Genomic DNA, 13,893 nt, shown 5'->3' with positions numbered 1-13,893 from the left:
ATTCCCAGAACCTTTAGGGCTACGCCACACCGTGGTGGTTCTCCCAAAGTGCGATTAGCGTCCGGCGGCTCGCACGGTCACAGCGATGTGATGGATGCCTACTTTTACCAGTGTGCCCACTGCGGCAACTCACCCCCTTTCATAGCTGCCCTGCAGCAACCTATCCGCCTGGCCATTTCCTTGCGCCAACCTGCGCCCGTCTCTTCTTCCGGAGAGAGACGAGCGCTCCTACCGCTACTGCAGCCCAACTCGTACAAGGCTTTGCGGCATTCCCCCTCGTGACAATCGGCGTGACAAACACCGAAATCACCAGCAACAGCGATGCAGATGATGGTGCCGCAGCCCACGGAATGGACTGCACCTGACTGACAGTCAGGCATGCCCCGGTCATCGCATCCCTGCCTTCACCTGACTCAGGATCTCGCGGCACCGGTCTCGTCAGCCAATGCAGTCTCCACCCGCCCACTTTCTTGGAAGTGTTCAGGAGGCCAGATCATGAGATGCCCAAGCTCCCGGTCGTAAAGAGCCGCCAGTCCCGCGTTAGTGGACAACCCTCACAGGTCGCAGGGGCCTTGATCCCTGATAACACTCAACATTGAAAGACTTCAAACGGTTTGGCTTCGAGAGGAGTTTGATCATGGCGTTGGTCGGTAGACGGGATGGGCGCAATTTTGGCTATGGTCGGCAACTCAGCTATGCCGGGCCGCAAGCGCTAAAAGATCTGTTTGGCGGCGGGCATTACGGCACGGTCAAAGCGTACAGTGATCGCTGGCAGTCATTTGTGCGCTGGTGTCGCTCGGAGGATGGACCAGGGTTTAATGATGCGCGGCAGATTGATCGGCAGACCTTGCTGGACTACGCCGGGCATCTGCGGCAGCAAGTTGAACTAGGCGCTATCGGCATCGCCACCGCGCAAAACCGATTGTCCAGCGTGAATCGGACCATGGCTGCGCTTCGTGGTGATCAATATGTGAAAGTGCCGAGTCCGAGCAAGGCATTGGGAATGCGGCGCACCAGTGTTCGTCATTCGGTGCCACAAGGCCAAGACCGCGAACACGTGAAGCGGATCGTCGACGAGCTCTGCGAACACCAAATGCCGCGTGCGGCGGCCATCGCTCAGTTAGCGCGAGCCACCGGCATGCGCTTGCGCGAGGCCATTTTGGCCGACCTTCCGCGCCTGAAGCGTGAGTCCGAACAATACGGGAAGATCAACATCCAGGATGGCACCAAAGGTGGTCGCTCAGGCGCGTCGGCACCTCGTTGGATTACGATAGATGATCATATTCGTGACGCACTGAGGTTTGCCGAAAAGGTCTCGCCCGACGGTAGCCGCAACCTGCTTGCGCCGAACGAAAGCTACCTCGATTTCCAACGGGGAATCGTTCGCCCCGCCCGACACATCCTCCATCAGCACAACCTTAAAGGCTTCCACGAATTGCGGGCGACCTATGCGTGCGAACGCTACGAGCAAATCATCCACCATCTCGCGCCCATCAACGGTGGCCGCTGCTATCAGCTCGACCGACACCTCGATCAGCAGGCCCGAGTGCAAATCAACTATGAGCTGGGACACGGTCGTATCGACGTGGTGTCCGCATACATTGGTGGTCGAACATGAGCAAGCCATTCGATATGGAGCTGTTCCTGGCAGGCGTTTTGACCGGGTCACATGCCACGCGCCAACGCCACCTGCGTCAGGCGAAGGCTATCCAATCCGCAATCTCGGAGCGCTGGCAACGCGACACCCCGTGGGCTTGGCAGAGAAAACACCTTGCTTGGTTTCTCAATCACCACCTAAACCGGCACAGTGAGTCGACGCGCTATTACTACTTACTGACCGTGCAACTGCTCACTCATCGATTAGAAAAATCATGGGGTTTCAACCACTAAGCGGGAGTTAGAAAACGACCATTGCCGCCGCTCAAGCTTCGTCTGCCAGTGGCTTCGCAGCGTGAGTTGCGCTGCGCTATGGACAGCTCTAAATGGTCACCAAGGCACGTTCTCTCCTGAGCCAAAACTCATGAACGAAGCACCGGTTGCCCTTGGAAAAGATTGCAGGCTGCGCCAGCTCCCCAATCGGGGAAATAAATCTGCCCCTTTTTCCCTCTTGGCAAAACTCAAACCAACAACCGGTTGACGTGATTTCGCTCTCTAAATTTTAAGCTGGTAATTGCCGCACTACTTTCGATAGCCAAATGCAATCACTCTTTAACAGGCAGCTGCCTGTTTGGTGAACTAGCTTCAGTCCTACGACCACACAAATAGTGTGCAATACTCCAACGGACGGAAATCGTATGCCTAAGCGAGCTATTCAGACTTACTCAACGCATCTGGGAATTCCTAGGCTTGTCCACTTCACCAAGGCTGAAAATCTTCCGATGATTCTGAGGCATGGCCTATATCCTCTATCTCGCCTTAATGAGATTGGTGCTCAACCGGTTGTCAATGATCAACTCCGACTTGACGGGCACCCTGACAGCTCATCAATCTCTATTGCCTTTCCCAACTGCCAGATGTTTTATAGGTATCGTCAAGAGAATGTAACAACCGAATGGATAGTTATGAGCCTCGCCCCTGAAGTACTGTGGAATAAAAATGTCGGATTCTGTAAGCACAATGCTGCCGACGGACGCATTAGTACGATCCCACAAGCTACATTGCAGGAGCCTCAATCATTTTATGACATGTATAACGAGATACCGAACTGGCAAACTCGCGCAGAACAAAGACTTAGAGCTTATGACCCGACAGATGTGCAAGCAGAAGTGTTGGTTTTTGATATCATCGAACCTCGATACATCATTGCTGTAGACTTTAATAGTCTTGCTACTAGAAACACATACATGGGGCAGCTAGGGACGATCCCTGGAAGGCTGTGCGGCACCAACACTGGCTGTTTCGGCACACGTAGTTTTAATCGATAGGAAAAAGAGTTTTATGGCTTCTCGACCTGTATTTATTCCTTCAACAGACGGCCCTTTGTTAGTAAAAACAGAGTACGTTGACTTTAAATGGTTTCCAGGGATGGCCGTCTCTCAAAAGCAAAAATCTGTGGCATCCCTGCACTCACAGGCACGGGAAAAGCTGGATCTAGATAACCTACTTGAGGTTTCAAGCAAGTCCCTTGAAAGCTTGGGCGTAGAACTGAGCGCGTTTAATTTACTATTCACAACATTAAAGCAAAGTAGAACATTAAGTGTTGAGTGTGCCTTTCAAGGCAGCAAGATCTTTGAGCACGGCGGACCATATTTAGACATCTTCGAAAAAACCTCTAAAGAGGCAAAAAGAGATGAACGTTTAAAAAATTCAGGTCGAATTGTCGGATTTCGTTTTTTTGGAACACACTGGGAGACGGAGCCTCGAACAGCATTTTATGATTGGCTTTATCTAAATGCCTTAAATAAAAACCCAGAACTAATGACGGGACTTGCCAACTACTCAGCATTTACTGACATCGAGTTCAATCCTGAGAAGTCTATCAACTGTCAGGCTTACTCAATTGCGCTATTTTCTTCGCTCAAAAAAAGAGGTCTTATAGATGAGGCGCTTTATAGTAAGGAGAGCTTTTTGTTAATACTTTCAAAGTATAAAATTAACAACGCTCATCGTGATGATACGAGCAGAAAGGGTTTTGATTTTTGATGGGTGATGCTCGGTGTTTGTCCCAATTGCGCTACCACCGCTCATCCTCATGGAGGGGTAGAAATACCATAAGTACTAAATCAATTGTGGTCTGTCCCCGATTTTTCGTTACTATTTAAACCCTATATAGCCATACCTAATCGCTAGTCACCTCATTACCCCCACAAAGAAGCGTGAGCAGCGGACTGTTCGGGGCTATTTTGGAAAAAAACTGTGGGGGCTGAAACTTGCCAAGCCTCATGCGAATCAAAGGTAAGCATACACCTTGATCTAAAATGGTTATGTCTTTCAAGCCTATAGCCGTTACTAGATCACGCCCAGCTGTGTATAGGTCAAAATCAAGTTTGGAAATACAGATCTCTTTTCCATACTTTGTCCATATCTCCTCTGGAGGCAGACTCTTTACAAAGTCTACCTGCGCGGACATATCTATCCTACCCACCGGTAGAGTTGTATACACCCATAGTCGGGACCCAGGTGGCAAACTGATGGGCTTAACTCTAAGCTCAACACTCTTTTTGCCTCGCATAATGTTATCCACATGCCTCGGCTTGATGGACACCAGCGCCTCAATCATTATAGGCTTCCCCAATTAACACCTTCAGCTTATCCACGCCTATTCGCTCAGGGGAGACTAAGTTAGCATTACTAATTAGTCCCAACTCTTTCGCCCTTGAAAATGATACGCGCCGATCAAATTCAATAAAATTATCAAACGTGAAGACATGAACGCGCCCTGCCCCATCAGAAATATCAAGTAACTCTTTTTTTGACAAAACACCCTGTCGATCAAACTTAACGGCTGCCTCGTCAATATCTATGACATCTGAAAATGTAATTCGTGCGAAACCTATAATTTCCTGAATGCTTTTTATCCCCGAAACGTAAAAAGCAATAACCCCACCCCGTGTAAAAATAGACTCTCTAACTGGTGACCTAAAATACGCTTTCTCAAGTAAAAATATTTGCTGATGACTAGACAGCAGAGACAGTTGGTTCTTTACGTTACCTATCAACCCATTAGCGAATTTTTCACGGATAGGCACTATGATACAATCCCTATCGGAGCTCAAAATAAACTTAGGCCCAATAGCAGTCTCGAAATCGAACCAAGAAAATACTTGAGACTCATTAAATGCATCAGAGATAAATATGCCGGTATTTTGAAGTTCCTTCTTTGAAGGGAGCTTTTCTGGAATACTGAACTCGCAAAAAGTTTTGACGGTTCGAGCGAAGTCCGACCAGTTTTTACGGTCTAAAAATTCGCTACTCATAATTTTTACAAAATGATCTGTGGATTTGAAAAAACCTTTCTTAGTAAGGGTTTCTGCAGTGATATCCTGATCTTTCCCGATATACAAATCCAAGCGATGCGAGAACGAGCACTTATATCTCAAAGCCATTTCTAGAAAGTGGTCGATTGCTGCGATTGCTTGAGGACGGCTCTCATCGATATACAACGCGGCTAATGCATGCCCTGAAGATTTAACCGGTTTTTGGAAATAATATATACCGAATAACTCCCCATCCAACCGGGCCTCATATACATTCGTCCCCTCTTTAGTAGGCGAGGCCGCATCAAGACTTGCACTCACTAGTTCTGGCACTGAAAAAGAGCTTAAAAAAGCACTTAACTCATCAGTCATAGTAGAAGAAGAGAACGAAAAATCAGAATTCAGCGGCTTATCAGACCTTGAGAACCCATTATCCGTAATAAGCTCATCAGGAGAAAGTATAGAACACCCATACTTATATTTAATATCATTACAAGATCTTAGAAGTGCTTTCTCGCGAGTTATGAAACCATCTATTTTGGCAGATATGCAATAAGCTAAATGCCGTAAATCAGACTCATCATTCTGAGCTGACTTTCTATCTGCTGTTCTAGACGGAAAAATATCTCTTCTCAATGATTCAGCTATTTCTTGAACATCAGTATTTGCCATTAGTTCAGGAAATGCTCCAGCCATTCTCAAAACCGGATCATCCGAAAAGTGTGACGATTGCCGTTCAAGCTCCGCTTTGAACTCTGGAGTTATGCAAATCGAAAATCCTCCTTGGAATCCAACCTGCATGATTTTCACTATCTGCTCATAGCCTGGCCTTGCCTTGGAAACATCCAAGAGAAGATTAAGATCCAAAGCATAAATCCGTTTCTTAAGTACAGGCCCTGTTGGTCTAACGCCTACTCGTTCGTTACCTAATGAGCCGAACAAGTCATTATCATTCACAACGAATCCACGGACATTAATAATCCGCTTAGTCGTTTCTCCACCCTTGACCTGCTTATAAACCTGAAACCCTAACTTGCTCCAAAACTCGTTTGCTGGCAAATCAGAAGCTACCCTAGCCACAATGGAATGGTAGCCGTGCTCTTTCGCAAAATCTTTCAACGAACTTATTAAACGCGAACCAATTCTATGCCCTCTTACAGAGCGACAGGAGTAAATCTGAAAAACTTTAATACTCGGCATAGTGCCGCCAAACATCAGATAGCCTTTTAGTTCTCTAACCTCATTAACTATTACCCACAACTGTCCTTTTGACGCCATTTGATCATATGCTGAAGAAGCCAAAAATCCAAATGCTCCCTTATTATTATCGGCGATATTTGAAACTTGATCTATGTACAAAGAAACATGATCAAAGCTTTTTAATATTATGTATTCCATTACGAGTCAAACTCTTACTGAAAGGACAAGTTATTAGGGACGTATAATAGCACGAATCAGCTGAGCGCTCACCTGTCCTTAACAAAAGCGGCAGACCGTTAAGACATCGAATAAAAACACTAATCCGCATGTCGCACAGTATTAGAAAGCGAAGCTCGGCCACAGCCATAACTTTATCTATTTAAGAGGAGGTAATGGTCGGTACTTCCAGACAATTGAATAAGGGTAAAGAATGAGATAGTCAATCTAACCACTAGAAATATTTTTCATAAATTCAATATGTTAGCTACTTGTTCGACTCCTGGTGCCGCACCATACAAAAACGAAGCCCTCGCAGAAATGCGAGGGCTTTGTTGTTTCTGCACGTCTACTTTCAATCCACACACTGAATTCTGTCGGAGCGACCCTGCTCGCGATGAGGCCATCACCACCGACACTCTGCCATACAGGCGCAAGCTCGCCCCGTCCGCCCCAGATTCGTTAATCCCAGACACATAATTTCTAGCCCCGCCAGCATGGCGCCACGATTGTCCCCTATCCAATCGACCGCTACCCTCCAACTATCGCTGCCAATTCAGCGACCGGGCGTAGGAAACCCGAAGTAAATCAAGGCGTATCAGCTGCGCCTCGCTTACTATTGCAGGCGCTTTTTTTGTGTCTGCGATATGCGTTATGGCGGCTGTGCGCGGGACACCTTCGGGTGTGCCGGGTGCCTTGATTCCCGGTTTTCCTACCCCGTGCATGGCCGCCACCCAATCCCGTAGGAAAGGAAGGTTGCGGCTCTCACAGTCAAGGAGCCAGACAATGCCAAACCCGCAAGACCTCAAAACCCCAGGCCTAACCCCCTTCTCCTACCACTCCGACCGCCCCCTCTTCCGCGTCAACAGCGGCATTCCCATCGGCGAAGCCTTATCCCACGCCTCCGACCTGCTCCACGTTGCCAAGCTCTTGGCCGAGGACGCGGCGATGATTCGCAGCACGGATCGGTACGCCTGGGCGTCGTGTTATTTGCAGGATATGAGCAAAGCGGTGATTGATGACGTGGTGAAGGTGCTGGAGGCGCCGGGGAGTCATTCTGCTTAAGAGCCGCAGGGGCAATGCTGCTCCGAGGGGGCAGCATTGAATTTTATTTGCAGGAGCGGATTAAAGAAGGGCAGCTTCGCAGCCCAGCGGGAGCAAGCTCCCTCGCCACGGGGGCTACGGACAGAGCACGATTACCGGCTGCAATGAATAGGCGGACACTAAATCAACCATGGTCTGTCCCCCGCTTTCCTACGAGAACGCTCTGGCGCTGCGGGCCTAATACCCACGCAAGCGCATCATGTCGCCAAGCGATAGGTAGACTGCACCAACCCCGAAGCAAACCAGCGGCTGGATACCAGTTTCAGATCTACGTCCTGCCCAAGAGCCCCGAACAATGGCCTTCCGGAGCCGATCAGCACAGGTACAGTGGTAATCACCATTTCGGTGATTAAACCATCGCGCAGGAATGACTGCACCACCTGTCCGCCATCGACATAGACCCGACGTACGCCTTGTCTCGTCAGTTCCTCCATCACGTCCTTGGGCGCGAGGCTAGAGAACCGGAGCTTGCCCTTCAGCGCTTCGGGCACTGGCGCATCCAACAGGCTTTCAGACAGCACCACCACGGGGCGCTCGTAGAACCAGGTGTCGAAGGTCCGGACCTTCTCATAGGTTCCGCGCCCCATCACGATCACGTCCTTGTCAGCGATGAAGTCTGAGTAGCCATGGTCCTCGGTTTGATCATCGCGCTGTAAAAGCCAGTCGATGTCACCGTCGGGCCTGGCGATGAAGCCATCCAGGCTGGTGGCGATGAAAACATGTGCAGTGGCCATCAGGATCTCCTTATTCATACGGGGTATTTCGATGCCCGGCGTCGAGAAACACCTGCTGGCATTGATCATCCATTGTGCAATCGCTCCCATCGCTTGTCTTCGGGCCCGCAGGTCGTTGGCGTTATCGGCAAGCGGGCGTGAGCGCCCGAAGCAATCAAAGCGAACCTCCGAGCGCTCCGCCGGCCCTCAACTACACTTGCCCTGAAATCCCGCCCCCTCTGGAGTAGTAGGCGATGAAGATCAGGACCAAGATCATAGGCTCGGGGTTGATCAGCCTTTTCTTTGCCCTCGTGCTCGGCGGTATCGGGTTGTGGGGCTATATCAGCATGACCAGCGCCCTGGCGCGTAGCGAGACCAGTATTTCGGCCATGCGCAAGCACATGGAGGCGGACATGATGCACGACGCCATTCGTGGCGATGTGTTGGCCGCTTTGTTGGTGGCGCCGGGGGATGCCGCGGGAGCCAAGGAGGTGAGGGAGGCGTTCGATGAGCATGCGCAACGGATGCGCAAGGTCATCGCCGAGAATGCCGAGGCCCAGTTGCCGCAAGCGATCGCTCAGGCTATTACCGAGCTGAAGCCGCAAGTGGAAACCTATATTGCATCGGCTCAGCAGGTGATCGCTAAGGCGTTGGAGGGTGCCCAGGATGGCCGGGCGCTGCGGACGGAGTTCGACGGGGCGTTTTCGGCGCTGGAGGAGCGTAACGAGGCGGTGAGTGAGTTGATCGAGAGCCAGGCCCATGCCACCCGCGAGCATCAGGACCACAGCATTCAAACGTCGGAGCGCTGGTTGGTTTTCACATTGCTGGCCACCTGCGTGGCGTTGGCGCTGTTGTCCTGGAGCCTGCTCAAGGCGGTGCTCACGCCGCTAAACAAGATCATCCTCAATACCCAGGCTATTTCCCAAGGGGATTTGCAGCGCTCGATGGGAGCTCAAAGCAAGGATGAGCTGGGTCAGTTGCAAGGTGTGATCGAGCAGATGCAGATCAACCTGCGGCAAATGATCGCCACGATCCGCAGCCAGAGTGACGAGTTGCATGGCACGTCGCGCGTATTGGGCGATACGGCGCGGCAGATTGTGTCCAGCGCCGATCAGCAGGCTCAGAGCGCCACCAGCATGGCGGCGAGCATGGAGCAGATGATGGCGAACATCAGCCAGATCCATCAGCACGCCGACAGCGCCCGGACGATTTCAGCGCAGTCCGAACAACTGGCCAGCAGCGGCGGGCAAGTGATTCTTGGGGTGGTAGAGGGCATGAGCCGGATCGCCGAGGTGGTCAATCAGTCGTCCAGCAAGATCACCGCGCTGGATGCGTCGTCCGAAGACATTCATTCCATCATTCAGGTGATCAAGAGCATCGCTGAGCAAACCAACCTGCTGGCCCTCAACGCCGCCATCGAAGCCGCCCGCGCCGGTGAGGCGGGGCGCGGCTTTGCGGTGGTGGCCGATGAGGTGCGTAACCTGGCAGCGCGCACCACCCAGTCCACTCAGGAAATCACCGCAATGATCGAGCGCATCCAGACCAGCGCCCGGGATGCGGTGGCGAACATGCAGGCTTGCGTCAGCCGCGTGGACGAAGGCGTCTCACTGGCCCAGCAGGCCGGGGTGTCCATCAGCGAAATCCGCACCGGCGCCCGGCACGCGGCAGAAGTGGTGGAGGAAATTTCCCAGACCATTGCCGAACAATCGAAGGCCAGCGATGAAATGGCTCAGAGGGTGGAGTCGATTGCCGCGCAGTCCCGCGAGAACACCCGCTCGATTCACAACCTGACGCAAACAGCGGATCAATTGAACGATGCGGCGGGGTCGATGCAGTCTTCGGTGCAGCAGTTCAAGATTTGATCAATCGGCCGGACCCACTTTTGTGGCGAGGCCGCTTGCTCTCGCTCGGCTGTGTAGCAGCCCGTGCTTTCAATACCCGCGAATTATTGAAAATTTTGGCTGGGCAATAATTATTGCCCAGCCAAAACACCCTAAAGACCTGACTCACACCTCGCTCACCTCAAACACAAACGAAATCTCCCGCTTCTGGGCGCTCCAGACGTAACGGATATGCTTGCCCTGCACCGGAATCGAAACCGCCGGTGGACGAAACGCCGCCACGCATTCGTGGCCGGGCAGGCGGACGCTGTTGTACAGCAAGCCCCAGGACAAGGTTTCACGCAGTTGCCGGGCGAACACCTGGGACGGACCGTAGGCGGTGGGGTCCGGGTCGTGCAGGTGCGGGTAGTCCTGGCGGATGTCGTGCAACGGCTTGATGACCTTGTTGACGTAAGTGCGCATGGTCAATTCCAGATCCGGCTCGTTAGTCGCTCCGAGGAATCGCGCCTGGTGGTAGCAGGTCTCGGCAATGGCCGCTTCCTGGCTGCTGGCGGCGTAGTAGACGCCGAAGGTGCCGTCACTGAAGCGGCTGCTTTTGCCGATATGGGTAAACGCGGCCATCACCGGCGAGGAGCCGGGCCCGGAAATGCGGTCCTCGGGGCGTACCCGGGACAGCACCCCGGCTTCTTCCATGAGCCTATCGTTGGTCAGTGCTTCCAGGGCATACGCGGTGGGCAGGTCCTCGGGATCGAGCACGTCTTCGAACAGCGCAATCGGCGGGAAGCTGCTGTTGACGATCCGGTAGGCACGCTTCCATTGCGGGTCCGCCAGTGGTGGCGTCATCAACCGCGCACTCCGTCGAGGTAACGCCGCACGTCGGCAATGTCCACCACCCGCCCGGCAAGCATGTAGGCCAGTGCCGACTGGCCGTTGAAGGGCGCAGCGGTATTAGGGCTGTTGACCCACTGGTAAGCGCGGTCCCGGCTGTTGCTGAAGATGATGCTCAGCGCCTTGTGAATACCCATGAGGTAGGAAATGCGCTCCAGTGTGTCGTGAGGCAGCCTGACGTTTTCCGGTAATTGCTTGTACTTATAGAAAGTCGTGTTGCCTACCTTGCCCAGCAATGTGCGCTGCTGCTCGACACTGCAGCCCCACAACGCCATGAGATTGAAGAAAAACTTCAACGCGACCCGACCCGCGTCCGGGGAGTCCAATTGTTGCTGCGCGTTGAGGGTGATGGAGGAGGTTGCCATAAAATTTGGGCTCCATTGCTAGGGGGTGACACCTAGAGAGTAGTACAAATACGGATAAATTATTATTTTTTATTCGCAAACGGATTTTTACCACCCTCTACCTGAACCATTCAGCAAGCTGTGTGCAGGAATTTTCTCTGCTCCAGCCACTTACGGACTCGCTGACCGCCCCGATTACCGTTGATCAGGCAAAAAACCCAAATCCCGCATAAGCTCCAACCATCGTCTGCCGGAGCTTTTCGCCACAAAACCGCGACAACCGTGGCAAGGTACATGATGATAGCCGGCATGCACTGCCTGACCGGGCCAGGTGCACAACAATAGCGAGCCCACTTAAGCAGAGGGCATTACCTCATGGATAGCAGAACCTTACGCAACCTCATGCGCATCGTGCAGACCGGCTCCTTGTCGGCGGCGGCGGAACATTCGTGCCTCACGGTGCAGGCATTGGCGGCACAGTTGAACAAAGTTGAGGAGCAGTTCGGCTTCCGGTTGTTCCGGCGGTCGAACAAGGGCCTGACGTTGACGAGCCAAGGCTCGGAACTGACGCCGTTCATGGATCAGGTGCTGGTTGCCACGCGGCAGTTGGAAGAGAAGGTCGCGGCGCTGAAGACGCCTCGGCAGCGCACGCTGAGAGTGGCGCTCAATACCACGCTGCCGGCGGAGTTCAACCGGCGGATGATCGATCGGCTGATCGCCGTGTTTCCCCAGTATCAGTTGGAGTTCAGCTACGCCGAGTCGATGGAGAACCTGAGCAAGCTCAAGAACGAAGATTTTGACCTGGCGATCCTGATCGGTCCGCAGCAGAGCGGCTTTTCCAGCATCACAATGCCGGACGTCCAGGTGCAGGTGGTCGGCGCCCATTGCGGCGAAGAGGACGACTCCCTCGGTTTGCTCGGCGATAAGTTTCAGGTGCGTCCGGCCGAGGAATGTCCGTATTCCCACAGCTTCCTTCGCTTCCTGGATGCCGGCCTGGGCGAGTACGGCTCGAGTCAGCGGATGGTGTATTCCTGCAGTGAAACGCTGACATTGTCGTTGATTACCCAACTCGATGGCCTGGGGCTGGTGTCCCGGGAAGCGGCGCTGCGTAACGACCTGACGATTTTCCCGGACTTCGAGGATTTCCTCGAGGTCCGCCTGGCGGTGAATAATCCAGAGTTGTCCGGCCAGGCGCTGCACGATGTTGTGGACCTGACGCTAAAGGAACGAACCGAGCGCGATGTACGCCGCCGTGCCCACCGCCACACTGAGAAACAGGTTGCGGCTGAAATACGCACATAACAGCGTCGGAATCGCGGCATAGAATTCCGGGCGGTCGAGTTGTATCTGCTGATCCTTGATCAACAACGGGGTGAGGCTGATGGCAGCGACGATCGCCACCGGCAGGTATTCCAGGGCGCGGGCGACGAACGGTGGCCAGTTTTCAGTATTGACCTGCAGCGGCAGGGCCCGTGGCAGAAAGGTCACCGCCATCATCAGGGCCACGACCAGGATCAGGAACGTTTGGTCAGGCATACGCCCACCCCGCAGCCAACGAACGTGGCAATGAAGACATTGAACGGCGAGCTGCCCAGCAGGCTCAGCCCGCCCATGCAGACGACCGCCGCCAGGGCAGCGATCAGTTTGTTACGGGTATTGCACAGCGAAACCAGCACGTAGAGCATCATCGCGGTCAAGGCGTAGTCGAGCTGGTATTTGATCAGGTGCGCCGCGTATTGCGCGCACACCGCTCCCAACAGGCCACCCAGCACCCAGGAGGTGTGGCAAAAGAGGTTGAAGCCGATCAGGTAACGCACGCTGACCGGCGCACCGGTGCCGAGCTTGACGCTGTGGAAAGCGAATGACTCGTCCGTGAGCCCCGCCGCGTAGCACCAGCGCTCGAAACGACTGAGCCCCAGCGCACGCAATGCCTTGGCCATGTAGACCGACATCAGCATGTGTCGCGCGTTGATCAGAAAGGTGGTGAGCACGATGGTGGTCAGCGATGCGCCACTGGAAATCAACGCCAGTGCCGCGAATTGCGAAGCGCCCGCGTAAACGAACAGGCACATCGCCACCGGCAGCCACAAGGGCAACCCGGCGTTGACCGCCATCAGACCGAACACAAACGAAACCGTAAAATAACCCGCTACCACCGGACTGGCTTCAGCAAAGGTACGCGAGGCTTGTGGTTCGACCACCAGCGGCTGGCTGGAAGTCTTGCTCATAGATCCCTCTCGAAAGTGATTTCACCCCGAGGCTCACAAAAGCCTTGGGCTGCCCAAAACCGCTTGCCGGCCAGATTAGCATCGTCGACGAACAGGAACATGCGCAGTACGCCGACCCGTTTCATGTCGGCCGATGCAGCCTCCACCAGACGCTGGCCCAAGCCTCGGGTTCTATGCCCCGGGCTGACGGCCAGGTGATTGATGGTGCCACGGGTGCCGAGCATGCCGCCAATCACCGCCCCCACCACTTCACCGCTGACATCGACGGCCAGGTACGCGGTGGTGGTGTCCTGCAACAATACCCCGCGCAAGAATCGGGCATCCTGCCACTCGCAGAACGACACTTCGTCGAAACCGCGAAAAAACTGCTCCAGTCGTTCGGCGTCCCTGACCATTGCCCGGCGCAACAGAACCTGTTGCTCCAGATCGTCCATGGGTTCGAG

15 protein-coding genes are annotated in these 13,893 nt (G+C 53.5%); 7 read left to right on the top strand and 8 right to left on the bottom strand.

All coding sequences use genetic code 11. The annotated features are described in order from the left end of the window. Positions 1–637: 637 nt before the first annotated feature. From BW979_RS04750 to BW979_RS04735, 4 genes are all read left to right on the top strand, one after another. On the top strand, positions 638–1,618 hold the full coding sequence (locus BW979_RS04750; protein WP_076383297.1) for an integrase domain-containing protein: 981 nt from the start codon (positions 638–640) through the stop codon (positions 1,616–1,618). After that, positions 1,615–1,890, top strand: a complete 276-nt coding sequence (locus tag BW979_RS04745) for a hypothetical protein (RefSeq protein WP_076383296.1) — start codon at positions 1,615–1,617, stop codon at positions 1,888–1,890. The genes BW979_RS04750 and BW979_RS04745 overlap by 4 nt, the downstream gene beginning before the upstream one ends. A gap of 404 nt (positions 1,891–2,294) precedes the next feature. After that, on the top strand, positions 2,295–2,924 hold the full coding sequence (locus BW979_RS04740; RefSeq protein WP_076383295.1) for a DarT ssDNA thymidine ADP-ribosyltransferase family protein: 630 nt from the start codon (positions 2,295–2,297) through the stop codon (positions 2,922–2,924). A 13-nt stretch (positions 2,925–2,937) separates the two neighbouring features. Continuing rightward, the gene (locus tag BW979_RS04735) at positions 2,938–3,642 is read left to right on the top strand and encodes a DarT1-associated NADAR antitoxin family protein (RefSeq protein WP_076383294.1); all 705 of its coding nucleotides are present in this window, start codon (positions 2,938–2,940) and stop codon (positions 3,640–3,642) included. A gap of 136 nt (positions 3,643–3,778) precedes the next feature. Here the strand turns inward: BW979_RS04735 and BW979_RS28070 are convergent, their stop codons facing one another. Further along, positions 3,779–4,219 (bottom strand): ASCH domain-containing protein, encoded by a 441-nt coding sequence (locus tag BW979_RS28070; RefSeq protein ID WP_076383293.1) that lies wholly within the window; start codon positions 4,217–4,219, stop codon positions 3,779–3,781. Continuing rightward, entirely contained in the window at positions 4,212–6,314 is a 2,103-nt protein-coding gene (locus BW979_RS04725; RefSeq protein WP_076383292.1) for a GNAT family N-acetyltransferase, read from the bottom strand. Before BW979_RS04725 ends, BW979_RS28070 begins: the two co-directional genes overlap by 8 nt. A gap of 804 nt (positions 6,315–7,118) precedes the next feature. On the opposite strand from BW979_RS04725, the gene BW979_RS04720 reads away from it, so the two are divergent. Next, on the top strand, positions 7,119–7,397 hold the full coding sequence (locus BW979_RS04720; protein WP_047226879.1) for a DUF3077 domain-containing protein: 279 nt from the start codon (positions 7,119–7,121) through the stop codon (positions 7,395–7,397). A gap of 236 nt (positions 7,398–7,633) precedes the next feature. Here BW979_RS04720 and BW979_RS04715 read toward each other — a convergent pair whose 3' ends face one another. Then, positions 7,634–8,170: a dihydrofolate reductase family protein gene (locus BW979_RS04715; RefSeq protein ID WP_076383291.1), complete on the bottom strand. Its 537-nt coding sequence runs from the start codon at positions 8,168–8,170 to the stop codon at positions 7,634–7,636. A gap of 233 nt (positions 8,171–8,403) precedes the next feature. Here BW979_RS04715 and BW979_RS04710 point away from each other — a divergent pair, with 233 nt between their 5' ends. Next, positions 8,404–10,011 (top strand): methyl-accepting chemotaxis protein, encoded by a 1,608-nt coding sequence (locus BW979_RS04710; protein ID WP_076383290.1) that lies wholly within the window; start codon positions 8,404–8,406, stop codon positions 10,009–10,011. Between the two features lie 144 nt (positions 10,012–10,155). Here BW979_RS04710 and BW979_RS04705 read toward each other — a convergent pair whose 3' ends face one another. Further along, on the bottom strand, positions 10,156–10,833 hold the full coding sequence (locus tag BW979_RS04705) for an RES family NAD+ phosphorylase (RefSeq protein WP_047226876.1): 678 nt from the start codon (positions 10,831–10,833) through the stop codon (positions 10,156–10,158). Then, positions 10,833–11,243, bottom strand: a complete 411-nt coding sequence (locus BW979_RS04700) for an MbcA/ParS/Xre antitoxin family protein (protein WP_047226875.1) — start codon at positions 11,241–11,243, stop codon at positions 10,833–10,835. The genes BW979_RS04705 and BW979_RS04700 overlap by 1 nt, the downstream gene beginning before the upstream one ends. Before the next feature lie 354 nt (positions 11,244–11,597). Here BW979_RS04700 and BW979_RS04695 point away from each other — a divergent pair, with 354 nt between their 5' ends. Then, positions 11,598–12,524, top strand: coding sequence for a LysR family transcriptional regulator (locus tag BW979_RS04695; protein WP_047226874.1), 927 nt, complete (start codon positions 11,598–11,600; stop codon positions 12,522–12,524). On the opposite strand, the gene BW979_RS04690 is transcribed toward BW979_RS04695, so the two are convergent. From BW979_RS04690 to BW979_RS04680, 3 genes are read right to left on the bottom strand one after another with little or no spacing between them, the layout of a single operon-like run. Continuing rightward, complete coding sequence (locus tag BW979_RS04690) at positions 12,441–12,758, bottom strand: AzlD domain-containing protein (RefSeq protein ID WP_047226873.1); 318 nt, start codon at positions 12,756–12,758, stop codon at positions 12,441–12,443. The two genes, BW979_RS04695 and BW979_RS04690, sit on opposite strands and share 84 nt — an antisense overlap. After that, positions 12,737–13,450 (bottom strand): AzlC family ABC transporter permease, encoded by a 714-nt coding sequence (locus BW979_RS04685; protein ID WP_047226872.1) that lies wholly within the window; start codon positions 13,448–13,450, stop codon positions 12,737–12,739. Before BW979_RS04685 ends, BW979_RS04690 begins: the two co-directional genes overlap by 22 nt. Next, on the bottom strand, positions 13,447–13,884 hold the full coding sequence (locus tag BW979_RS04680) for a GNAT family N-acetyltransferase (protein WP_171061302.1): 438 nt from the start codon (positions 13,882–13,884) through the stop codon (positions 13,447–13,449). Before BW979_RS04680 ends, BW979_RS04685 begins: the two co-directional genes overlap by 4 nt. Positions 13,885–13,893 lie beyond the last annotated feature (9 nt).

Source organism: Pseudomonas sp. A214, from assembly GCF_900156295.1.
GTDB classification, from domain to species: Bacteria; Pseudomonadota; Gammaproteobacteria; order Pseudomonadales; family Pseudomonadaceae; genus Aquipseudomonas; species Aquipseudomonas rhizophila.
This window is presented reverse-complemented; position numbering and strand designations above follow the sequence as displayed.

Coding starts and splice junctions, on each gene's coding strand:
- BW979_RS04690 (WP_047226873.1), bottom strand. CDS start 12,758: ATGCCTGACCAAACGTTCCTGATCCTGGTCGTGGCCCTGATGATGGCG.
- BW979_RS04715 (WP_076383291.1), bottom strand. CDS start 8,170: ATGGCCACTGCACATGTTTTCATCGCCACCAGCCTGGATGGCTTCATC.
- BW979_RS04720 (WP_047226879.1), top strand. CDS start 7,119: ATGCCAAACCCGCAAGACCTCAAAACCCCAGGCCTAACCCCCTTCTCC.
- BW979_RS04735 (WP_076383294.1), top strand. CDS start 2,938: ATGGCTTCTCGACCTGTATTTATTCCTTCAACAGACGGCCCTTTGTTA.
- BW979_RS04740 (WP_076383295.1), top strand. CDS start 2,295: ATGCCTAAGCGAGCTATTCAGACTTACTCAACGCATCTGGGAATTCCT.
- BW979_RS04680 (WP_171061302.1), bottom strand. CDS start 13,884: ATGGACGATCTGGAGCAACAGGTTCTGTTGCGCCGGGCAATGGTCAGG.
- BW979_RS04685 (WP_047226872.1), bottom strand. CDS start 13,450: ATGAGCAAGACTTCCAGCCAGCCGCTGGTGGTCGAACCACAAGCCTCG.
- BW979_RS04745 (WP_076383296.1), top strand. CDS start 1,615: ATGAGCAAGCCATTCGATATGGAGCTGTTCCTGGCAGGCGTTTTGACC.
- BW979_RS04750 (WP_076383297.1), top strand. CDS start 638: ATGGCGTTGGTCGGTAGACGGGATGGGCGCAATTTTGGCTATGGTCGG.
- BW979_RS04700 (WP_047226875.1), bottom strand. CDS start 11,243: ATGGCAACCTCCTCCATCACCCTCAACGCGCAGCAACAATTGGACTCC.
- BW979_RS04705 (WP_047226876.1), bottom strand. CDS start 10,833: ATGACGCCACCACTGGCGGACCCGCAATGGAAGCGTGCCTACCGGATC.
- BW979_RS28070 (WP_076383293.1), bottom strand. CDS start 4,219: ATGATTGAGGCGCTGGTGTCCATCAAGCCGAGGCATGTGGATAACATT.
- BW979_RS04710 (WP_076383290.1), top strand. CDS start 8,404: ATGAAGATCAGGACCAAGATCATAGGCTCGGGGTTGATCAGCCTTTTC.
- BW979_RS04695 (WP_047226874.1), top strand. CDS start 11,598: ATGGATAGCAGAACCTTACGCAACCTCATGCGCATCGTGCAGACCGGC.
- BW979_RS04725 (WP_076383292.1), bottom strand. CDS start 6,314: ATGGAATACATAATATTAAAAAGCTTTGATCATGTTTCTTTGTACATA.